At 64.0% G+C, this 20,636-nt stretch carries 23 protein-coding genes; 9 read left to right on the forward strand and 14 right to left on the reverse strand.

The features are described 5' to 3' along the window. Nucleotides 1-8: 8 nt before the first annotated feature. The 4 genes from NGM28_RS18435 to NGM28_RS18450 form a co-directional block, all read right to left on the reverse strand. On the reverse strand, nucleotides 9-1,031 hold the full coding sequence (locus NGM28_RS18435) for a LacI family DNA-binding transcriptional regulator (protein ID WP_240064918.1): 1,023 nt from the start codon (nucleotides 1,029-1,031) through the stop codon (nucleotides 9-11). 4 nt (nucleotides 1,032-1,035) lie between these two features. After that, nucleotides 1,036-2,028 carry an ABC transporter permease gene (locus NGM28_RS18440; protein ID WP_240064919.1) on the reverse strand — a complete coding sequence of 331 codons (993 nt, stop codon included), beginning with the start codon at nucleotides 2,026-2,028 and terminating at the stop codon, nucleotides 1,036-1,038. Further along, nucleotides 2,025-3,578 (reverse strand): sugar ABC transporter ATP-binding protein, encoded by a 1,554-nt coding sequence (locus NGM28_RS18445; protein ID WP_252091060.1) that lies wholly within the window; start codon nucleotides 3,576-3,578, stop codon nucleotides 2,025-2,027. Before NGM28_RS18445 ends, NGM28_RS18440 begins: the two co-directional genes overlap by 4 nt. Nucleotides 3,579-3,706: 128 nt before the next feature. Continuing rightward, the gene (locus NGM28_RS18450; RefSeq protein WP_011533195.1) at nucleotides 3,707-4,654 is read right to left on the reverse strand and encodes a sugar ABC transporter substrate-binding protein; all 948 of its coding nucleotides are present in this window, start codon (nucleotides 4,652-4,654) and stop codon (nucleotides 3,707-3,709) included. A 343-nt stretch (nucleotides 4,655-4,997) separates the two neighbouring features. On the opposite strand from NGM28_RS18450, the gene NGM28_RS18455 reads away from it, so the two are divergent. From NGM28_RS18455 to NGM28_RS18465, 3 genes are all read left to right on the forward strand, one after another. Next, on the forward strand, nucleotides 4,998-6,086 hold the full coding sequence (locus tag NGM28_RS18455; RefSeq protein ID WP_213660454.1) for an asparaginase: 1,089 nt from the start codon (nucleotides 4,998-5,000) through the stop codon (nucleotides 6,084-6,086). Nucleotides 6,087-6,307: 221 nt separating this feature from the next. Further along, nucleotides 6,308-6,550 carry a DUF1654 domain-containing protein gene (locus tag NGM28_RS18460; protein ID WP_011533193.1) on the forward strand — a complete coding sequence of 81 codons (243 nt, stop codon included), beginning with the start codon at nucleotides 6,308-6,310 and terminating at the stop codon, nucleotides 6,548-6,550. 6 nt (nucleotides 6,551-6,556) lie between these two features. Beyond that, entirely contained in the window at nucleotides 6,557-7,246 is a 690-nt protein-coding gene (locus NGM28_RS18465) for an endonuclease (RefSeq protein WP_240064922.1), read from the forward strand. A gap of 6 nt (nucleotides 7,247-7,252) precedes the next feature. Here the strand turns inward: NGM28_RS18465 and NGM28_RS18470 are convergent, their stop codons facing one another. Next, nucleotides 7,253-7,678 (reverse strand): GTP pyrophosphokinase, encoded by a 426-nt coding sequence (locus tag NGM28_RS18470; protein ID WP_240065021.1) that lies wholly within the window; start codon nucleotides 7,676-7,678, stop codon nucleotides 7,253-7,255. A gap of 185 nt (nucleotides 7,679-7,863) precedes the next feature. Between NGM28_RS18470 and glpT the strand changes: the two genes are divergently transcribed. Beyond that, nucleotides 7,864-9,216 (forward strand): glycerol-3-phosphate transporter, encoded by a 1,353-nt coding sequence (glpT, locus tag NGM28_RS18475; RefSeq protein ID WP_240064923.1) that lies wholly within the window; start codon nucleotides 7,864-7,866, stop codon nucleotides 9,214-9,216. Nucleotides 9,217-9,272: 56 nt separating this feature from the next. Here glpT and NGM28_RS18480 read toward each other — a convergent pair whose 3' ends face one another. After that, entirely contained in the window at nucleotides 9,273-9,560 is a 288-nt protein-coding gene (locus tag NGM28_RS18480; RefSeq protein WP_252091061.1) for a HigA family addiction module antitoxin, read from the reverse strand. A gap of 193 nt (nucleotides 9,561-9,753) precedes the next feature. On the opposite strand from NGM28_RS18480, the gene NGM28_RS18485 reads away from it, so the two are divergent. Continuing rightward, a complete protein-coding gene (locus tag NGM28_RS18485) occupies nucleotides 9,754-10,248 on the forward strand; it encodes a DUF3916 domain-containing protein (RefSeq protein WP_252091062.1) in 495 nt (164 codons plus the stop codon). A 10-nt stretch (nucleotides 10,249-10,258) separates the two neighbouring features. On the opposite strand, the gene NGM28_RS18490 is transcribed toward NGM28_RS18485, so the two are convergent. Beyond that, nucleotides 10,259-10,735, reverse strand: coding sequence for a GNAT family N-acetyltransferase (locus tag NGM28_RS18490; protein WP_252091063.1), 477 nt, complete (start codon nucleotides 10,733-10,735; stop codon nucleotides 10,259-10,261). After that, entirely contained in the window at nucleotides 10,732-10,941 is a 210-nt protein-coding gene (locus tag NGM28_RS18495) for a DUF1737 domain-containing protein (protein ID WP_240064927.1), read from the reverse strand. Before NGM28_RS18495 ends, NGM28_RS18490 begins: the two co-directional genes overlap by 4 nt. 156 nt (nucleotides 10,942-11,097) lie before the next feature. Here NGM28_RS18495 and NGM28_RS18500 point away from each other — a divergent pair, with 156 nt between their 5' ends. Both NGM28_RS18500 and NGM28_RS18505 read left to right on the forward strand, forming a co-directional pair. Further along, a complete protein-coding gene (locus NGM28_RS18500; RefSeq protein WP_252091064.1) occupies nucleotides 11,098-11,619 on the forward strand; it encodes a hypothetical protein in 522 nt (173 codons plus the stop codon). A 2-nt stretch (nucleotides 11,620-11,621) separates the two neighbouring features. Then, complete coding sequence (locus NGM28_RS18505) at nucleotides 11,622-12,755, forward strand: hypothetical protein (protein WP_252091065.1); 1,134 nt, start codon at nucleotides 11,622-11,624, stop codon at nucleotides 12,753-12,755. A gap of 70 nt (nucleotides 12,756-12,825) precedes the next feature. Here the strand turns inward: NGM28_RS18505 and NGM28_RS18510 are convergent, their stop codons facing one another. The 3 genes from NGM28_RS18510 to gnd form a co-directional block, all read right to left on the reverse strand. After that, nucleotides 12,826-14,622: a glycoside hydrolase family 15 protein gene (locus NGM28_RS18510; protein WP_240064930.1), complete on the reverse strand. Its 1,797-nt coding sequence runs from the start codon at nucleotides 14,620-14,622 to the stop codon at nucleotides 12,826-12,828. Nucleotides 14,623-14,781: 159 nt separating this feature from the next. Beyond that, nucleotides 14,782-16,278 carry a glucose-6-phosphate dehydrogenase gene (zwf, locus tag NGM28_RS18515; protein ID WP_252091066.1) on the reverse strand — a complete coding sequence of 499 codons (1,497 nt, stop codon included), beginning with the start codon at nucleotides 16,276-16,278 and terminating at the stop codon, nucleotides 14,782-14,784. Then, nucleotides 16,275-17,258: a phosphogluconate dehydrogenase (NAD(+)-dependent, decarboxylating) gene (gene gnd, locus NGM28_RS18520; RefSeq protein WP_252091067.1), complete on the reverse strand. Its 984-nt coding sequence runs from the start codon at nucleotides 17,256-17,258 to the stop codon at nucleotides 16,275-16,277. The genes zwf and gnd overlap by 4 nt, the downstream gene beginning before the upstream one ends. Before the next feature lie 199 nt (nucleotides 17,259-17,457). On the opposite strand from gnd, the gene NGM28_RS18525 reads away from it, so the two are divergent. Both NGM28_RS18525 and NGM28_RS18530 read left to right on the forward strand, forming a co-directional pair. Next, nucleotides 17,458-17,625 (forward strand): DUF6026 family protein, encoded by a 168-nt coding sequence (locus tag NGM28_RS18525; RefSeq protein WP_011533181.1) that lies wholly within the window; start codon nucleotides 17,458-17,460, stop codon nucleotides 17,623-17,625. Nucleotides 17,626-17,821: 196 nt separating this feature from the next. After that, nucleotides 17,822-18,472, forward strand: coding sequence for a TIGR04211 family SH3 domain-containing protein (locus NGM28_RS18530; protein WP_240064932.1), 651 nt, complete (start codon nucleotides 17,822-17,824; stop codon nucleotides 18,470-18,472). Nucleotides 18,473-18,571: 99 nt separating this feature from the next. Here the strand turns inward: NGM28_RS18530 and NGM28_RS18535 are convergent, their stop codons facing one another. The 3 genes from NGM28_RS18535 to NGM28_RS18545 form a co-directional block, all read right to left on the reverse strand. Continuing rightward, a complete protein-coding gene (locus NGM28_RS18535; protein WP_240064933.1) occupies nucleotides 18,572-19,507 on the reverse strand; it encodes a 5'-nucleotidase in 936 nt (311 codons plus the stop codon). A 41-nt stretch (nucleotides 19,508-19,548) separates the two neighbouring features. Beyond that, nucleotides 19,549-20,247: an MOSC domain-containing protein gene (locus NGM28_RS18540; RefSeq protein ID WP_240064934.1), complete on the reverse strand. Its 699-nt coding sequence runs from the start codon at nucleotides 20,245-20,247 to the stop codon at nucleotides 19,549-19,551. A 69-nt stretch (nucleotides 20,248-20,316) separates the two neighbouring features. Beyond that, a complete protein-coding gene (locus NGM28_RS18545) occupies nucleotides 20,317-20,586 on the reverse strand; it encodes a PA2433 domain-containing protein (RefSeq protein WP_240064935.1) in 270 nt (89 codons plus the stop codon). Nucleotides 20,587-20,636: the final 50 nt, after the last annotated feature.

Genomic DNA, 20,636 nt, shown 5'->3' on the forward strand with positions numbered 1-20,636 from the left:
GGTATTCCTTAACGGTAATCGTTGAACAGGTCCGGGCGTGGCCCGGTGGATTCGCGCAGGACGATGCGCGGGGCGACGATGCGCTGCTCCGCGCCCTCATGCTGGCGCGCGCCGATGCGCGACAGCAGCAGGCCTGCGGCGTTTTCGCCCAGCTCGCGGATCGACTGGCCGACCGTGGTCAGCGCCGGGTACACGTAGCGGCTGAGTTCGATGTCGTCGAAGCCGATCACCGACAGCTCGCCCGGCACGTCGATGTTGCGCTCGGCGGCGGCGCGCAGCACACCGAAGCCGATCATGTCGTTGGCGGCGAAGATCGCCGTGGGCCGCTCGCCATCGAGCAGCCGCGCCGCCGCGGCATGGCCACCGGGGCTGGTGAAGTCGCTGTGCAGCACATGCCCCTTGGCCACCGCCACCCCGGCTTCGGCCATGGCGCGACGGAAACCGGCCAGGCGCAGTTGGCTCACGCCGGTGTCGGCGGGGCCGGCGATGGTGGCGATCTCGCGGTGGCCCAGCTCCAGCAGGTGACGGGTAGCCAGGTAGGCGCCGTGCTCATGGTCGATGCGCACCAGGTCGGCGGCGACACCGTCCAGGGCGCGGTCGACGATGACCATGGGCGTGCGCACGCCGCCGAGGCTGTCGAGCAGGTCCTGGTCCTCGCCCACCGAGGCGACGATCAACCCGTCGATGCGTTTTTCCAGCAACACGCGCAGGTAGCTGCGCTGCTTTTGCGGGTTGTCGTCGGAGTTGCACAGGATCACGCAGTAGCCATTGCGCTCGCAGGCGTCCTCGATACCCCGGGCCAGTTCGGCGAAGTACGGGTTGACGCTGTTGGGCACCAGCAGGCCGATGGTGGCGGTGCTGCGGGCCTTGAGCGAGCGGGCCACGGCGCTGGGCACGTAGTCGAGCTCGGCGATCGCCGCCTCGACCTTGAGCCGCACGGGCTCACTGACCGGGCGGGTCTTGTTCAGTACATGGGACACGGTGGTGTAGGAAATACCCGCCAGTGCCGCGACATCTTTGATGGTTGCCATGGTTTCAGTTCCGCCGGTTCGCGCGCCGGCTACGGTAAGTGTCGAGCACCACGGCGATGACGATGACCGCCCCGGTGATGATGCGTTTGGTCGGTTCCGAAGCGCCGATCTGGGCCAGGCCCGCGGCCAGCACCGAGATGATCAGCACACCGAAGAAGGTGCTGATGACCGAACCGCGCCCGCCCATCAGGCTGGTGCCACCGATCACCACGGCGGCGATCACCTGCAGCTCGAGACCGGCGCCGGCGTTCGGGTCGGCGGCCTCCAGGCGCGAGATCTGGAACAGCGCGGCGAGGCCCGCGAGCACACCCATCAGGGTGAACACCAGGATCTTGTAGGGGCGCGGGTCGATGCCGGCCAGGCGCACGGCCTCTTCGTTGGTGCCGATGCCGATCAGGTAGCGGCCGAACACGGTGCGGGTCAGCACCAGCTGGGCCAGCACGATCACCAGCAAGGCGATGATGAAGGCCGGCGAGATGCCGAAGGCGATGGGGTTGGAGAACCAGGCGAAGGCATCGCCGATGTAGGCGGTGCGCGAGTCGGTGAACTGGTAGGCCAGGCCTCGGGCCATCTCCAGCACGCCCAGCGAGACGATGAACGAGGGGATGCGCCAGGCCACGGTGATGCTGCCGGTGATACTGCCGGCCAGTGCCGCCACGGCCATGCCAAGCAAGGCGGCGGGCAATACGCTCCAGCCCCAGCCGAGGATGGCCACGCTGACAGCCGAGGCGGCCAGGGCCAGCACCGAGCCCACCGACAGGTCGATGCCGCCGATGATCAGCACGAAGGTCATGCCCACCGCCAGCACCATCAGGTCGGGAATCTGGTTGGCCAGGGTGCTGAAGGTGGCATAGGAGAGGAAGTGGCTGCTCAGCATCGAGAACAGCACGATCATCGCCAGCAAGGCGCCGGCCAGGCCCAGGTAGGTGCCCAGGCCATAGTAGTTGCCGCTGCGGCGGGCGGGCGCTGCGCCCGGGGTGTCGAGTGTGGTTTTCATGCATCCATCCTGGGGGCTGCGTCGTGCAGCAGGGCATCACGTTTCTGGTAGCCGGCGAAGGCGGCGGCGAGCAGTTGGTCCTGGCTCCAGTGGTCGCGGTCGAAGGTGTCGATCAGGCGCCCGGCCGACAGCACGGCGATGCGGTCACAGATCAGCATCAGTTCGCGCAGGTCGCTGGACACCACGACAATGGCCTTGCCCTGGCGGGCGAGCTCGGCGAGCAGGCCATAGATGTCGAACTTGGCGCCGACGTCGATGCCACGGGTGGGCTCGTCGAACAACAGCACCTGGCAGTCGCGCTCCAGCCAACGGCCAATCACCACCTTCTGCTGGTTGCCACCGGACAGCTCGCCCACCGCCTGCGCGGGGCTGGCGCTGCGGATGCGCATGGCACCGATCTGACGCTCGGCCAGTTCACGCTCGGCGTTGCTGTCGAGCACCCCGGCGCGGGACACGGCGCCGAGGTTGCCCAAGGCGATGTTGGCGCTGATCGACTGGGTCAACAGCAGGCCTTCGCCCTTGCGGTCTTCGGTGATCAGGGCAATGCCCGCCTTGACCGCGGCCTTGGGCGAGTCGATGGTCACGGGCGCTGGCGGTTGGCCAAGGGCGACCTGGCCGCTGTCGGCGCGGTCGGCGCCGTAGATCAGGCGCAGCAGCTCGGTGCGCCCTGCACCGATCAGGCCGGAGATACCGAAGATCTCCCCTGCCCTGACCTCGAGCGACACCTCGCGCACCTTGTCGCCACGGCTGAGCTTGTCGACCTTGAGCAGCGGCGCGCCGATGGTGCGCTGGCCCAGGTCGATATGCTCGCCCAGCTCGCGGCCAACCATCAGGTTGACCAGTTGTTCGCTGTTGTAGCGCTGGATCGGCTCGGCGCACACCAGTTTGCCGTCGCGCAGCACGGCGATGCGCTGGGCCACGCGCTGCAACTCTTCGAGGCGATGGGAGATATAGACGATGGCCACGCCGCGCTGGCGCAGGCGCTCGATCTGGGTGAACAGCAGCTCCACCTCGCGGGCGGTGAGCATGGCCGTGGGTTCGTCGAAGATCAGCACATGGCAGTCGCCGATCAGGTTGCGGGCGATCTCGACCATTTGCTGATGGCCGATGCCCAGCTCGCCGACCGGCGTGTCCGGGTCGATCGCGTCCAGGCCGACCTGGGCCATGGCCGCCGTCGCCAGCTGGCGCAGGCGCTTCTGGTTGACCCAACCGAGCCGGCTGGGCAGGTTGTCGAGGAACAGGTTCTCGGCCACGGTCAGGGTGGGCAGCAGGTTGAGCTCCTGCATCACCATGCGCACGCCCAGGCGCTCGGCTTCGGCGCGGCTGCCGGGGCTGTAAGGCTGCCCGCGATAGGTCATCTGCCCGGTGGTGGGGACCTCCAGGCCGCTGATCAACTTGGACAGGGTCGACTTGCCCGCGCCGTTCTCGCCGGTCAGGGCCAGCACCTCGCCGCCGCGCAGCTCGAGGGTGACGTCGCCGAGCACGGGCTGGGCGTAGGTCTTGCCCAGGCCGCTGACGGCCAGCATGGTTTCATTGGCCGCTACTGACATGGCCATTTCTCCTGGATAGACATACCACCCCTGTAGGAGCGGCTTCAGCCGCGATCACCCGCGAAGCGGGTGCCAGGCATCGCAATGCCCGCATCGCGGCTGAAGCCGCTCCTACAGAGATCATTTTGTCACTGGGTAATCAGCTCGACCGGGGTCTGGATGACGTTGTCGGCATCCACGCCGGGCTTCTCGCCCTTGAGCATCTTCAACGCCGCCTGGATGCCGAACACCGCCTGCTGGCTGGCCGCCTGGTCGAGGGTGGCGAGCACGCGGCCGTCCTTGAGCATCGGCTTGATGGCATTGATGTTGTCGTAGCCGACCACCTGCACCTGGCCGGTCTTGCCGGCGGCGCGCACGGCCGAGACCGCGCCCAGGGCCATGCTGTCGTTGCCGGCCAGCAGCGCCTTCAATTCGGGGTATTCGTTGAGCATCGAGGCGGCCACGGCGTTGCCCTTGTCGATCTCCCAATTGCCGGACTGCACCGAGACGATCTTCATCTGCGCGGCTTCCATGGCGTCCTTGAAGCCGGCGGTGCGCTGTTGGGCGTTGGTGGTGGTCGGCACGCCTTCGATGATGCCGACCTGGTCACCGGCCTTGAGCTTCTGCTGGGCCAGGTAATCGCCGACCAGGCGCGCGCCCTTGCGGTTGTCCGGGCCTACGAACGGCACGCTGATGCCCTTGCTCTTGAGCACGTCGGGGTCGAGGCGGTTGTCGATGTTGACCACGGTGATGCCGGCGTCCATGGCCTTCTTGATTACCGGCACCAGCGCCTTGGAGTCGGCCGGCGCAATGACCAGGGCCTTGGCGCCGGTGGCGATCATCTGCTCGACGATGCGGATCTGGTTGCCGGTGTCGGTCTCGTCCTTGATGCCGTTGGCCACCAAGGTGAAGTCGTTCGGGTGGTCTTTCTGGTAGGCCTTGGCGCCGTCTTCCATGGTGCGGAAGAACTCGTTGGCGAGGGATTTCATCACCAGGGCGACCTTGGGGGCGTCCTCGGCGTGGGCGGCGGACATGGAGAAGATCAGCGAAGACAGTACGGCGAGGGCCAGCGGACGGCCGGAGAACGGCAGTTTCATGGAATTGACTCCGAATCTTGTGGTTTTTATCGGATCGCAAACGTTTGCGGTGACCAACTATGGAAACAGGCGCCGCTTTTGTCAAATCCCCGCGCAGGCCGCCCCAGGCTACGCCGGTCGGATTATCCGCAATTTATCCGAAAAACCGAACACCTTTTCCTGCAAATGTTCGGAAAGCCGAACAAGGGCAGCCCTGGTGACCTTGCGGTCAGCTCTCGATATCCCCAGTCTTTTCAGGGGATTCAAGATGAAATACGACGAACGGTAGTTGCTGGTACGAAATCTGCCTTTCCAGAAGTGCGACATAACGCACATCTCACCCAGGAAGAGAGAAGCAGAAATGATGAAATCCGCATTCCAGACCTTCGCACCGGGCGCCCTGGCCCTGTTGCTGGTCCTGCCAACCTCGGTTTCCGCCAAGGAAGCCGCGCAACAACAGAAGCTCGCCAACGTGGTGATCCTGGCCACCGGCGGCACCATCGCTGGCGCCGGCGCCAGCGCTGCCAACAGCGCCACCTATCAGGCCGCCAAGCTGGGCATCGACAAGCTGATCGCCGGCGTGCCGGAACTGCAGGACCTGGCCAACGTGCGCGGCGAGCAGGTGATGCAGATCGCCTCCGAGAGCATCGGCAACGAAGACCTGCTGAAACTGGGCAAGCGCGTCGCCGAACTGGCCGACAGCAAGGATGTCGACGGCATCGTCATCACCCACGGCACCGACACCCTGGAAGAGACCGCCTACTTCCTCAACCTGGTAGAGAAGACCGACAAGCCGATCATCGTGGTCGGCTCCATGCGCCCGGGCACCGCCATGTCCGCCGACGGCATGCTCAACCTGTACAACGCCGTGGCCGTGGCCAGCAGCAAGGATGCCCGCGGCAAGGGCGTGCTGGTCACGATGAACGACGAGATCCAGTCGGGTCGCGACGTGAGCAAGGCGGTCAACATCAAGACCGAAGCCTTCAAGAGCCAATGGGGCCCGCTGGGCATGGTCGTGGAAGGCAAATCGTACTTCTTCCGCCTGCCGGCCAAGCGCCACACCCTGAACTCCGAGTTCGACATCAAGACCATCAGCAGCCTGCCGGCGGTGGATATTGCCTACGGCTATGGCAATGTGACCGACACTGCCTACAAGGCCCTGGCCCAGGGTGGCGCCAAGGCGATCATCCATGCCGGTACTGGCAACGGTTCGGTGTCGTCGCGCGTTGTGCCGGCCCTGCAGGAACTGCGCAAGGACGGTGTGCAGATCATTCGTTCGTCCCACGTCAACCAGGGTGGCTTCGTACTGCGTAATGCCGAGCAGCCAGACGACAAGAACGACTGGGTCGTTGCCCATGACCTGAACCCGCAGAAGGCGCGGATCCTGGCAATGGTCGCGATGACCAAGACCCAGGACAGCAAGGAACTGCAGCGGATCTTCTGGGAATATTGATCGGCGCTTGAGTTGAACCGGGGCGTTGTTTGCTCCGGCCAGTTCGCCGGCAAAGCCGGCTCCTACAGGGGATTGCGCCACACCTGTAGGAGCCGGCTTGCCGGCGAACAGGGAACCAATCCCTCTACCACGGTCTTATAGGGCTTTCGCCCTACCTGCTGTTGCGAAATGGCCCACAGTCAAATACTGTATGCACATACAGCAAAACAAGGAACAGACCCGTGGCCACCCCCTCCTCCGCCTCGCCAAGCAGTTATGAGCAACTGGGCCAGCGCATCCAGAAGATCATCAACAGCCCGACCGCCCAGCGCAGCCGCGCCGCGCTGATCTTCCGCCTGGAGCACGAGTCGCCCGACGACTGGGAAACCCTGCTCGAGGAAATCGCCGAGAACGACAACGTCACCCTCGCCCACCGCGACGATGGCGGTGTGCAGATTTTCTGGACCGTGCCGAAGGAAGACTGACCGCGCATGAGAGTTTCGCTTTTTGCCACCTGCCTGCTGTTGATCACCCCATTCGCCCACGCCGACGCCCCACGCACCTTCCAGGAGGCCAAGAAGGTCGCCTGGAAACTGTATGCGCCGCAGTCCACCGAGTTCTACTGCGGCTGCAAGTACAAGGGCAACAAGGTCGACCTGGCCTCCTGCGGCTACGAGCCGCGCAAGAACCTCAACCGCGCCTCGCGCATCGAATGGGAACACATCGTCCCGGCCTGGCAGATCGGCCACCAGCGCCAGTGCTGGCAGGACGGCGGGCGCAAGAACTGCTCGCGCAACGACAAGGTCTACCAGCGCGCCGAGGCCGACCTGCACAACCTGGTACCGAGCATCGGCGAGGTCAACGGCGATCGCAGCAATTTCAGCTTCGGCTGGTTGCCCGAGCAGCACGGCCAATACGGCAGCTGCCTGACCCAGGTCGACTTCAAGGCCAAGAAGGTGATGCCGCGCCCGTCGATCCGCGGCATGATCGCGCGCACCTACTTCTATATGAGCAAGCAGTACGACCTGCGCCTGTCCAGGCAGGACCGGCAACTGTTCGAAGCCTGGAACAAGACCTACCCACCGCAGGCGTGGGAGCTGCAGCGCAACCAGCAGGTGGCCTGCGTGATGGGCCGCGGCAACGAGTTCGTCGGCCCGGTCAACCTCAAGGCCTGCGGCTGAGCACCGTCAGGTCAGCGTCTGCAGATAGGCGCTGGCCTGCCGGTAGCGGGAAAGCCGCGCCATGTCCGCCGGGCCCGGGTGGGCAATGCGCGACAGGTCACTGTTGTCGGCCAGGTCCGCCAGCTTGACCTGGCGGGCCAGAGGATCGACGCCCAGGCGAATGACGAACGCCTCGTAGCTTTCGCCTTGGCGGCGGCTCAAGGCCAGCAGTGCGGCGAGTATCTTCAGTGGGAAACCTTCCCGGGCCAGGTCGGACAGCGTGACCGGGGTGTCTTCCAGCACATCGTGCAGCACCGCGACGATCCGTTGCTCCGGGGTGATCACCCGCTCCATCACCCGCAACGGGTGGAGGATGTAGGCCGCACCGCCCTTGTCGAATTGCCCTTCATGAGCCTTGATGGCCATCGCGATGGCCCGCTCCAGCGTCGCCATGAAGTGATCCCCCATTCAACCCCCGCCCTAGACAGCATAGCCGCGCCCTCGCCGCTGCGACAGCCAGGCCCTCACCCGGCAAAAGGTTCATAAACCAACAGGCCTGCGCAATAAAAGCGATATTTTTTCTGTAACGAAAATGTAATATTCGCATTCGCATACCTATAACAAGCTTGGAGCTTCAGATGCTTGCCTTCTTCCGCCCTGCCCCGCACCGGGCGCCGCTGCCCGACGAGCACGTCGACAGCACGTACCGCCGCCTGCGCTGGCAGATCTTCGCCGGGATCTTCTTCGGCTATGCCGGCTACTACCTGCTGCGCAAGAACTTCTCCCTGGCCATGCCCTACCTCATCGAGGAAGAGGGCTACACCCGTGGCCAGCTGGGCCTGGCCATCTCGGCGATCGCCATTGCCTACGGCCTGTCCAAGTTCCTCATGGGGCTGGTCTCGGACCGTTCCAACCCGCGCTACTTCCTGCCCTTCGGCCTGTTGATCTCCGCCGGGGTGATGTTCATTTTCGGTTTCGCGCATTGGGCCACTTCCAGCGTGGCGATCATGTTCGTGCTGCTGTTCATCAACGGCTGGGCCCAGGGCATGGGCTGGCCGCCAAGCGGGCGGACCATGGTGCACTGGTGGTCGCAGAAAGAGCGCGGCGGCGTGGTGTCGGTGTGGAACGTCGCCCACAATGTCGGCGGCGGCCTGATCGGCCCGCTGTTCCTGCTGGGCCTGGGCTGGACCAACGACTGGCACGCGGCCTTCTACGTGCCTGCCGCCGTGGCGGTGCTGGTGGCGGTATTCGCCTTCGCCATGATGCGCGACACCCCGCAATCGGTCGGCTTGCCACCGGTGGAGCAATACAAGAACGACTACCCCGAAGGCTACGACGAGAGCCACGAGCAGGAGTTCAGCGCCAAGCAGATCTTCGTCGAGTACGTGCTGCGCAACAAACTGCTGTGGTACATCGCCCTGGCCAACGTGTTCGTCTACCTGCTGCGCTATGGCGTGCTCGACTGGGCGCCGACCTACCTGAAAGAGGCCAAGCACTTCAGCGTCGACACCACCTCGTGGGCGTACTTCTTCTACGAGTGGGCCGGCATCCCCGGCACCCTGCTGTGCGGCTGGATGTCCGACAAGATCTTCCGTGGCAACCGTGGCCTGACCGGCATCGTGTTCATGGCGCTGGTGACCGTCGCCACCCTGGTGTATTGGCTCAACCCACCGGGCAACCCGACCATCGACATGATCGCGCTGTTCTCCATCGGCTTCCTGATCTACGGGCCGGTGATGCTGGTCGGTTTGCAGGCGCTGGAGCTGGCACCGAAGAAAGCTGCCGGTACTGCGGCGGGCTTCACCGGCCTGTTCGGCTACCTGGGCGGCTCGGTTGCGGCCAGCGCGGCGATGGGCTACACCGTCGACCACTTCGGTTGGGATGGTGGCTTCGTGATGTTGGTAAGCGCATGCGTGCTGGCCATCGCCTTCCTGATTCCGACCTTGCGCCATACCAAGGTCGCCAGCAGCGAGCGTGAAGCACTGGCCTGACGCATGAAGCCGGTGTAAATGACAAAGCCCGGGGTTTCGCCCCGGGCTTTGTGTTTTCAGGCGGCCTGGAACAGCCGCGTGATGGCTGGCTGCTGGCGGTTTCGAGCCTGCCAGATGTCGTAGTCGACCTGGATCGTCAGCCACAGCCGCGCGGTGCTGATGCCGGCCATTTCCAGGCGCACGGCCAGGTCGGGAGAGACCGCCGCGCGGCCGTGCAAGACGCGGGACAGCGCCTCGCGCGCGAAGCCCAGGTGCGCGGCGAACGCTTTTACCGTCAGGCCCAGTGCGGGCAGGACGTCCTCTCGCAAGGTTTCGCCGGGACGCGGCGGGTTGTGCATGGCCATGAAGAGCCTCCTGATCAGTGATCGGACCGAGTGTGACCCCATGCATCACAGATCGCAAAGCACCATGTGTGACTCGATACGTCACAACACACACTCACCAAAAGCACCTCGCTCGAGCCAATGAACAGGATTTGATCAGCCTGTAGAAGCCCTCATAATTGCCTTCCATTTGATTGTCCGAGAAGGACCTCCCTTGCGACGACTCAGCCTGAGCAACAAGAAACTGCGCAACATCCCCCGCCATCTGCGGGCGCTGGAGTATTGGGCGTCGACCTTCGAGGGTGAATTCCATCCTCGCCCAGGGATGGAACGCTACTGGAACTGGAAGATTCCGGTGATCAACTCGCTGGTCCAGGGCCCCTGGGCGCGTATCGAGGTGCAAGCCCTGTGCGTGCAGCAACTGCTGGAGGCAGCGCGCCATCTGGCCGAGGCAGCGGACCGTAGCCAGGGCTACTACCGTGTCGCCTGCCTGCTGGTCTGGCCGTGGCTGCACCAGAGCGAAGTGACGATCTTCCACGACCGTGATTACTACCTGTCCTTCCTCGGCGAGCACAACGCCCTGGCGCCGCTGCGCCTGAGCGATACGCTCGCCCTGGACCTGCCCGACGGCTTCATCGAGCATGGGCACCCCGTCATCGGCGAGGAAGGCGAAACGCAGCACTGGTGGTGCATCGGCGAACCGGCCTGAGCGCTCATGGCTATTTTGGGCCGACCAGCGACTTGCGCATGAACACCCGCGCGAAGCCATCTTCGACTGCTCTGCGGGTCTCTAGGTAGCCCAGCTTGCCGTAGATCTCGATGTTCTCGGTCATTCGCTCATGGGTATAGAGCCGAACAGCCTCGCAGCCTGCGGCGAGTGCATGGGCTTCACTGAAATCCATCAGTAAACGGCCGATACCCTGCCCCTTGCATGCAGCCAGTACGGCGACGTTCACCAGCAGCAATTCGCGGCCCTCGCGCCGCAGCACGAGCACGCCGACGATACGCGTGCCCTGAACGGCCACGAACACCTCGTCGTCACGCACCACCTGCGCGTAGTCATCCAGCATCGGCGCCGGCTTGCGGCCGATCCTGGCAATGTAGGGGGCATAGGCTTCGGCGACCAGCGCTGCAATGGCATCGGCCTCGGCGACCACGGCCGGGCGCAAGGTGATGGCGGCCCGGCTGACGCTCAATCCCGTGCGGCCCCGCCATGCCCCGGCCACAGCACCGCCTGGGCGGCAACCACGTGCCCCTGGGTGGCGTCGAAGGTCACGCTGGGCGAGCCATACAGCTGGTAGCCCATGGCCAGGATCTCGGAAATACGCTTGCAGAAGCTGGCGTCGTCCTTGCCGGTGATCAGGCGGTAGACCGGTAGGCCGTTGGGTGGGGTCGAGGTCATTGAAGGGGCCTTCTCGATACATGCGCCAAACGCGCGGCCAAGCATGATGACATACCTGTCTCGGCAATTGCTGCGCCCTGGAAACCTTACCGCGAATGCCTCAGCACGCAGCATTTCGGAAACGGATCACAGAAAGCCCGGCAAAAACAGGCTTGGATGCAGTTCCCAAACTCATTTATTCACATCTACGATGATGGCTTCACGGCAAGCCTTGCGCAACGCTTCCAACGTCAAGTCGAACCGCATGGACGCTCCGCTGCTACAGACCTAAAATGCCAGGCACGAAAGGACGCGATAATGATTTTCCCCGATGGGCTGCCCAAAAACTGCCCGCTGCCAAATGCCGTGAGCTGCTCTGGAACGATTTACATGATTTCGCCCAACTACCCTGTGGACCAACAGGATTGCCTTTCACAGGCGGAGCGTGGCCGTGCCGTCGATGCAACGGGTGATCTTGCATGCACACGCCACGGGCTTTCCGTATTTCCCGACTTCGCCAGTTGCAGCCATCAACAATCCTTGTTCCCCGGGCTTGGAGAACACATCGTTGCCGCCCAGCTTGATCCCAGCCACGGCAAAACGATGGAAACCCCCACTAAACGCAACCCCCGGCACATGACCTGGTGGCCGCGCAAAGACCTTGAGCGCAGTGTGCTCTTCAAGCTAGTGGAGGCCTGAACATGCCATGGCCCATCACCTCACCCACCATCAGCACCCAACCCTTTGAAGACCTGCAAATCGCAGAAGTTCTTTATGAGTTCGATGGCCCCAAGATTTTCACCTCCCTTGGCCAGGATGGCCTTCTGCGCTTCTGGTACGAAAGCAAGGAAGACCGGGACAATAAATTGATCCGCTACCTGGTCACCCCAAGTAGCGCCTCACTGATCCAGCAGTTGAAGTCTGGACACAAGTCGGTGCATGACCTGCTCAAGCAGAGTTGGCTTTGGGCTGTCGACCTGCGCTATGACATGTCGCCGTCAAAAGCCTGGAATATCGCAAGCCTTGATGAAGTACCCGCCAAGTTCAAACCAGAGCCCCATGCCACGCTTTACCCGGAACATATGCCTTTACTATCCTATCGCTTGTTGGGGCAAGGGTTGAAAGAGGGCACCGTCCCCGCCAGTGTCATTGCGCGAGCAGTCAACAGCCCTGCAAATGCGCTGAAGAAAATTCTGGAAGCCATCACCCAGAGCGCTGCCCAAGGAAGGCCGGAGGAAAGCTTCAGGAAATCGTATGACCTCCCGGCAACGCGATTTGCCTACAACAGTTTCGAAGTTTCCTTCTCTGCTCCCTGCCTCGAGCAATTGGACTTGCCAGACCCTGGCATCGGCGCTTACACCCAAAGTGCGCAGGTACTCGAAAAAGGGCTGCGCTGGCTCGTCGATCAATCAGGCGGCGAACCCGAACTGTCCGTGCTGGAAGCCCTGAAAGACCTGACTCCCCCCACCCATGGCCAAGTGGAGTCTGCCGAGCTTCGTGGCCAGTTGATCAGCAACAACCATGTGTTTCGGCTCACCCGCGCCCACCGCAAGCGCATCAGTGAAGCCCTGGCACGACATCAAACGCTGAAGCATCAGCTCATGAAGACCAGCGGCAAGATTCGGGAGCTGGACAAAGATAATCTGACATTCATTCTGCGCAGCCGCCCCAACGCAGAACCTGAACTCAAATGCGCATTCAACGACACCTTGTACGACGATGTCGTCGAGCACTTTGCGAGTGAAGTGAACATCAGCGTCACTGGGCGACTAAAGCACGCCAAAGCCGTTCTGGAAATCAGTGATATCGAAGCCATCCCGGATAATCTCACGTGAGGCTCTGGCTGCAACTGCATACTGCAAATTTGACAAGTGTCCAGCCAACAAGCTGGACATCTGCCAACGCTTAATCACACTTTGCCCGATCCCGCACCGGGCACTGCGCCCGGTGCAGGTTCAACGCAGTGTTAATGATCCCGATATGGCTGAAGGCCTGCGGAAAGTTCCCCAGCATGCGCTTGCCCACCGGGTCGTACTGCTCGGCCAGCAAGCCGACGTCGTTGCACAACCCCGTCAACCGCGCATACAACGCCTGCGCCTCCTCCCGCCGCCCCAACAACACGTACACATCCGCCAACCAGAACGAACACACCAGGAACGTCCCCTCCCCCGGCGTCAGGCCGTCGCTGCAGCTGTCGCTGTCATAGCGCAGCAGCAATCCATTGCGCAGCAACCGCCCCTCGACCTGTTCGAGGGTGCGCAGGAACCGAGGGTCGTCGGCCGGCAGGAACCCGGTCAGGGCGATTTGCAACAGGCTGGCATCGAGTTCGGTCGAACCGTAGGCCTGCACGAAGAACTGCCCTTGGGCATCCAGCCCGCGAACGCAGACCTCACGATGGATCTCGTCGGCCACCTGACGGTAATGGCTGCTGCGCTCACGGCCTTCCTCGGTGGTGTCGGCCAGGCCCGCCGCACGGTCGAAGGCGACCCAGGCCATGACCTTGGAGTGAATGAAGTGCTGGCGACCTCCGCGCACCTCCCAGAGACCTTCGTCGGGCTCGCGCCAGATGCGCTCGACATAGGGCAGGATCGCCCGGGCGATGGCGGCGCTGCGCGGGTGGCGCGGCAGGCCGCCCTTGATTGCCTGGGCCATGGCGTCGCCAAGTTCGCCGTAGATGTCGAGCTGGCGTTGCTCGGAGGCGGCGTTGCCCACGCGCACCGGCTGCGAACGCTCATAGCCCGCCAGCCAGGGCAAGGTGAACTCGGGCAGGTCACGCTCCCCCGCCAGGCCGTACATGATCTGCATCTGCTCAGGGTTGCCGGCTACCGAGCGCAGCAGCCATTCGCGCCAGGCCTGGGCTTCGTCGAAGTAGCCGAGGTTCATGAACGCCAACAGGGTCATGGTGGCGTCGCGCAGCCAGCAGTAGCGGTAGTCCCAGTTGCGCTCGCCGCCGACGCGCTCGGGCAACGAGGTGGTGACGGCGGCGACCATGCCACCCGTGGGCGTGTAGGTCATGGCCTTGAGGGTCAGCAGCGAACGGCGCACCAAGGTGCTGTAAGGGCCCACGTCGGGGCATCGGGCGGCAAAGGCCTGCCATTGGTCGACGGTCTGCGCCAGGGCCTGGCCGGCATCGAAACCAGGTTGCACGGGCAGGTGCGAGGGTTGGTGACAGAGGCTGAAGACTTGCCGCTCGCCGGCGCGGACACGAAAGCGCGCGACGCTGTGGTGGTCGCGACCGTGGGTTTCGGTGGTGCTGCGCAAGACCAGGCGGTCGGGGCCTGCGACGGCGCTGAGGGTCAGCGGGTCGAGCTTTTCCACCCAAGGCACGCTACGGCCGTAGTCGAAGCGCAGCACCAGGTCCATCTCGAAGGCGGTTTCGCCAGCGATGCCTTCGACGATGCGCAGCACGGCATTGCTGTCGCCCAGGGGCATGCAGTCAAGCACGCGGGCGCGGCCGCTGGCGGTGGTCCAGGTGGTTTCCAGTACCAGGGTGTCTTCAAGGTACTGTCGGGTAGTGCGCTCGACCGGGTCACTGGGCGCCAGGCGCCAGCGGCCGTTTTCTTCGTTGCCCAGCAGTGCCGCGAATACGGCCGGGGCGTCGAAGCGCGGCAGGCACAGCCAATCGAGGGCGCCGTCGCGATTGATCAGCGCGGCGCTGCGGCAGTTGCCGATGAGGGCGTAGTCTTCGATCGGGGCAGGCATCTGGACTCCTGGTGGCGGGCACTTGGAGTGTTGGATGCCTGGATCGGGTGGGTGTTCCGCTGAGCGAGCGTGTTGCGGTTGAAAGCGGTTCGCCGGCAAGCCGGCTCCTACAGTTTGCGCGTCGCGTTGTAGGAGCCGGCTTGCCGGCGAACAGGTACTTCAGCCCAGCTTGTGCCACTCGCGCTTGTCACGCGCCAGCAGTTCGTTGCCCGCCTCAGGGCCATCCTCGCCTGCCGGGTAATCATGCACCTCGCTTCCCTCGCCAGCCCAGGCATCCAGGAACGGCTGCACGGCACGCCAGCCGTTCTCGATGTTGTCGGCGCGCTGGAACAGCGTCTGGTCACCGGTGAGGCAGTCGTAGATCAGGGTTTCGTAACCGGTCGCCGGGGTCATCTTGAAGAAGTCCTTGTAGGCGAACCCCAGCTCGACATTCTCCATCACCAGCTCCGGCCCCGGGCGCTTGGCCTGCAGGTCGAACCACATGCCCTCGTTGGGCTGGATCTGGATCTTCAGGTAGTTGGGCTTGGGCCGCGCCAGCTCGCTTTCACGGAACTGGGCATAAGGCGCGGGCTTGAAGCAGATGGCGATCTCGGTGTCACGCACGCTCATGCGCTTGCCGGTGCGCAGGTAGAACGGCACTCCGGCCCAGCGCCAGTTGTCGATCATCACCTTCAGCGCGACATAGGTTTCGGTCTGGCTGCCCTTGTCGACGTTAGCTTCTTCACGGTAGCCCGGCAGTTGCTTGCCTGCGGTGTACTGGCCACGCACGGAGTTCTTCAAGGCCATCTTCGCCGACCAGGGGCGAATGGCGCCGATCACCTTGGCCTTCTCGCCGCGCACGGCATCAGCGCCGAATGCGGCGGGCGGCTCCATCGCCACCATCGCCAGCAACTGGAACAGGTGGTTGGGCACCATGTCGCGCAGGGCGCCGGTACTGTCGTAGAAGGCGCCACGGGTCTCGACGCCGACGGTCTCGGCGGCGGTGATCTGCACGTGGTCGATGTAGTGGTTGTTCCAGAACGCCTCGAACAGGCCGTTGGAGAAACGGCTGACCAGGATGTTCTGCACCGTCTCTTTACCGAGGTAATGGTCGATACGGTAGATCTGCCGCTCGCTCATCACCTTGAGCAGACAGGCGTTGAGCGCCTCGGCGCTGGCCAGGTCGGTGCCGAAGGGCTTCTCCACCACCACCCGGCGAAAACCGCCGGCGGACTCGTCGAGCAGGCCGGCCGCGCCCAGGCGTTGGGCCACCTCGGGGAAGAAACGCGGCGAAGTGGCCAGGTAGAAGATGGCGTTGCCGTGGCGGGTCGCGTCGATGCGCGCCGCCAAGGCCTTGTAGGTCTCAGGGTCGAGAAAATCACCGGTCTGGTAGTCGATGCACTTGGCCAGGCGCTCCCAGAGCGCGTCATCCAGGCAACGCTCATCGCCTTCACGCCCCTTGTCGCGCTCCTGCATGAAAGCATGCAGGCGCTCGGCGAAAGCTTCGGCGGTGGCCGGGTTGTGGTCGACACCGACGATACGCAGGTTGCGGTCAAGCAGGCCGTCGCGGGCCAGGTTGTACAGCGCCGGCATCAGCAGGCGCTTGACCAGGTCGCCATTGGCGCCGAACAGGAACAGCGTGCAAGGCGGCGCGGCAGGGATCGTCTGCTTGGTCATTCGCCCTTCTTCTCGACGTGGCCGCCAAAGCCCAGGCGCATGGCGGAGAGGATCTTGTCGCCGTAGGTGCCCTGCTGCTGGCGCGAGCGGAAGCGGGCGAACAGCGCGCTGGACAGCACCGGCACCGGCACGGCCTGCTCGACGGCGGCATCGATGGTCCAGCGCCCTTCGCCGCTGTCGGAGACCGAACCGCTGAATTCGCTGAGCTGCGGATCGGCGACCAGCGCGTCGGCGGTCAAATCCAACAGCCAGGAGGTGACCACGCTGCCACGGCGCCACACCTCGGCGATTTCCGCCACGTTGAGTTTGAAGCGCTGGTCTTCCGGCAGTTCGTTGCCGCCCTTGCTGCGCAACAGGTCGAAGCCTTCGGCGTAGGCCTGCATCAGGCCGTACTCGATACCGTTGTGAACCATTTTCACGTAGTGCCCGGCGCCGGGTGGGCCGGCGTGAATGTAACCGTGCTCGGCGCGGTCGTACTCGCCCGTGCGGCCCCGGGTTCGCGGGATATCGCCGACGCCGGGGGCCAGGGCCTTGAACAGGGGTTCCAGGCGTTTGAACACCTCCTCCTCGCCACCGATCATCATGCAGTAGCCGCGCTCCAGGCCCCAAACGCCACCGGAGGTGCCGACGTCGAGGTAGTGCAGGCCGTCCTTGGATAATTTGGCGGCACGGCGCACATCATCTTTGTAGAAGGTGTTGCCGCCATCAATGATTGCGTCGCCCGGACTCAGCAGCTTGGCCAAAGCATTGATCGTATTTTCGGTTGGCTCGCCCGCCGGCAGCATGACCCACACTGCCCGGGGCGCTTCGAGCTGCTCTACTAACGCTTCAAGCGTGTTGGCGCCCAAGGCACCGTCGCCTACCAGAACTTTGATGGCCTCGTCGTTGAGATCGTGGACCACAGTGCTGTGACCTGCGCGCATCAGGCGCCTTGCGATATTGCCGCCCATACGGCCCAGCCCGATGATTCCCAGTTGCATGTGCCGACGCTCCCCTTGGATTTGGATGACAACATTTTGAAGATTTCAGATTAGTCCAGCGATCCGCTCGAGGGTTCACCGACGAACGGGGTGACAACGATAAACAAAAAAGGTTCCAAAGGGCCTGCAAAGAATTCAGAATGCGCGCCGCCTGAAGCGTCTACGCTTTTGAATGTCACCAGCCAAGCGAGGTGTGCCAATGGGTACCTTGATGCCTGCCACTCCCACCCAGACCCTCTACGTGACCGTGCGCCGTGACGAACTGCGCCAGTTGAAGGACGAACGTGACCAGTTGCGCCAGCAGGTCGCCCAGTTGAACCTGCTGCTGGAGCAGGCCCGCCTGGACGGCAAGGCCGCCACCCGCTGATCGCCGCCGTGGGCGCTCGCTGGCGCCCACCTTGCCCCCGCATGCTTCGCATCAAGCAACATTCTGCAGACAATTCCCGCCTCAAGCAGTGAACCTGCCTACAAAAAAGCGGTCTTTCGCTGACGGTCAACCCACCCGACCGGATCGCCGGCCCAGTCATCGGGCCCTTATTTGTCCTGTTGCAGCGAAGATCACCATGCCAGAAAACCAGCCTGCCTCCTCCGCCCTGCCCGCCCTGCGCGGCGGCCTGATCGCCGCCCTGATCGCCCTGGCCGCGCCCGCCCACGCCGAAGAACCGACCAGCGATGCGCGCTGGGTCAGTGACAGCCTGAGCACCTATGTGCGCAGTGGCCCCACCGATGGCCACCGAATCGTCGGCACGCTCAAGTCCGGGCAGAAAGTCACGCTGCAGACCACCCAGGGCAACTACAGCCAGGTGCGCGGGCAAAGCGGCGACCTGGTGTGGATCCTCACCAGCGACCTGCAGGCGGTGCCAGGGCAAAACGAGCGCCTGCCACAGCTCGACGCCCAGGTGGCGGACTTGTCCGGCCAGCTCAAGACCATCGATGACAGTTGGAAGAGCCGTGTGCAGGGCATGCAGGAAACCCTTGATTCGCGCAAGGCGCTGATCGATGAGCTGGAAACCCGCAACAAGGCGCTCAACGAGCAGTTGGCGCAGAGCCAGTCAACCCTGCGCGACACCCAGGCACGCCTGGGCGACGAAAACAAGCAGGTGATGATGCGCTACATGGTCTACGGCGGCAGCATCGCCGGTGCCGGGCTGCTGGTGGGGTTGATCCTGCCGGCGCTGACCCGCGGCCGCAAACGCAACGATCGCTGGTTCTGAAACCAGGCACGCCCCCTGTAGGAGCCAGCCTTGCTGGCGAACAGCTTCGCGCACAGACCAGAGATCGGCATTGGCCCGGTTCGCCAGCAAGGCTGGCTCCTACCGTGATCGGTTGGTCACGCCGAAGGGGATGTGCACCGAGGGCACCACGGTGCTGGTGCTCTTCAGGTGCCCCGACTGGTCGTCGAAGAAGATGTGCGGCTTGAGCACCCGCAACACCCGGCGCTTCTCGATACCCCCGAGAAAGAATGCGTCGTTGGCCATCACTCCCCAGCTTTTCAGGGTGTTGAGCGCACGCTCGTGGGAAGGCGCGTTGCGCGCAGTGACGATCGATACCCGCAGGCGGTTCTCGTAGCCAGGGTGCTCGAGCTTGTACTGCTCCTCTGCCGCCTGGATCCGCGCGATGCGCACGAAGAACTCCTTCAATGGCCCTGGGTTATGCGGCTGGGCGACGTTCATCACTTCGTGGGCGTGAAAACTGTCCAGGCCACCCGCCTGCATCACCGCTTCCGATTCGTCGCCGGCCAGCACGCCGTCGAAGTCGAAGGCGATGCGCAGGTTGTCATCGCTCTCGTCATCATCGAACTTCGAGTCGAGCACCTGGCCCGCGGGGTAACCCGCCTTGATCGCAGCGTCGACGTGCTGCTTGTCAGCGGACAGGAACAGCGCGATGTTCAGCGCCGGGATGTATTCGTAGGGCGAGCGGCCCTGGGTGAAGATGGCCCGGGTCATGTTGAGCCCGTAATGGCCGATGGTTTTCATCACCCGCAAGCCGGTGTCCGGGTCGTTCTGCGACAGCAGCACCACTTCCACCAACGGGTCTTCCGGGTCGTCGCGCAGGTCGTTGAGGGCCAGCAGGCGCTTGATGAATGGGTAGGCAATGCCTTTGCCCAGGGGCACGTCGAGGTGCTGCTCCTGGTACTTGCGGTACTGGGCCTCGCCCTCGCGGCGAAACACCGCGTCGGACTCGCTCAGGTCGAACACCGCGCTGGAAGCGACTCCGATCACCAGGCGGTCATCCAGTTCGAAAGGCATGGGGCAATCCTTGTCTTGAAAACAGTTGAAAGCGCCTGGGCTCAGGCGTCGGTACGGCCTTGCAGACGCGACGTCCAGTCTTCGACCTGGTGCTGCTCCAGGCGTTTCTCCAGGGTGCGGCGCCAGTTCGGCACCAGCGGCAGCTCGAGGCATTCGCGCAGCAGCTCGGGCTCCAGGCGTTTGTCGAACAGTACCGCCGACAGGCGCGCCACCGACCACTGGCCATGGGGTCGTTCGACCAGTTCCAGTGTATCGCCCGCCGTCACCACACCTTCTTCCAGCACCCGGTAGTACCAGCCGGTGCGCCCGCTCTGCTGCACCCGCAGTGCCATCTGCGCCACGTCGAAGCGGTCATTGAGCTTCCAGCACGGCATGCGGCCCTGGGAGATCTCCAGCAGCGCCGTGCCGACACGGATGCGGTCACCCAGGCAGACGTCGGTTTCACGCCAGCCATGGCTGCTGAAGTTCTCACCAAAGGCGCCTGGCTTGGCCAGCAACGGGTGATCGCCGAGTTCGGCCGCCCAGTCCGGATAGTGGTCGCGGGGATAGTGATGGATGGCCTTCTCGACCCCACCGTGTACACGCAGGTCGCCCTGTTCATCCCCGGCGATACCCAGGAAGGTCACGTGCAAGGCGCCCTCGCGGGGCTGCTTGTCGATGGCGCTGTGCGAGCCTGGGCGGGTGAACGGCCGGGCGCTGCCGGTGAGCAGGCTGTCGAGGCGCGGAGGGGTCGGGTTCATGCGGCGGTCTCGTGGAGTGTCGGGCGCGAGCTTACACGAGACCTGGCCGCCTTCGGAAATTACCGTCGGCTACTTGCCGCGCGCCTTGTTGTAGATGGTCTTGGCGCGGTCGGCGGAGCTCATGCAGGTGGCCATGTCACCCTTGGACTGGGCGGCCTTGGCCTGCTTGAGCAGCTCATGGTAGTCGTGGGCCATGCCGCCATGCAGCGCCTGGCCATCGCTCTTGCTGATGTACTCGAGGTCCTTGATCTTGGCGTCGCAGTTGGTCGCCGCGCTGTCTTCGGCGTGGGCGGCGAAACTGAGCACGGACGCGATCACAAGCAGTGTCATGGATTTCATGGCGCGTTCTCCTGGGCAATGACCGGACTGCCGGCCTGAACGCCGGCCGG

The sequence above is a fragment of the Pseudomonas sp. MWU13-3659 genome (assembly GCF_023757525.1).
In the GTDB taxonomy this organism is placed as follows: domain Bacteria; phylum Pseudomonadota; class Gammaproteobacteria; order Pseudomonadales; family Pseudomonadaceae; genus Aquipseudomonas; species Aquipseudomonas entomophila_E.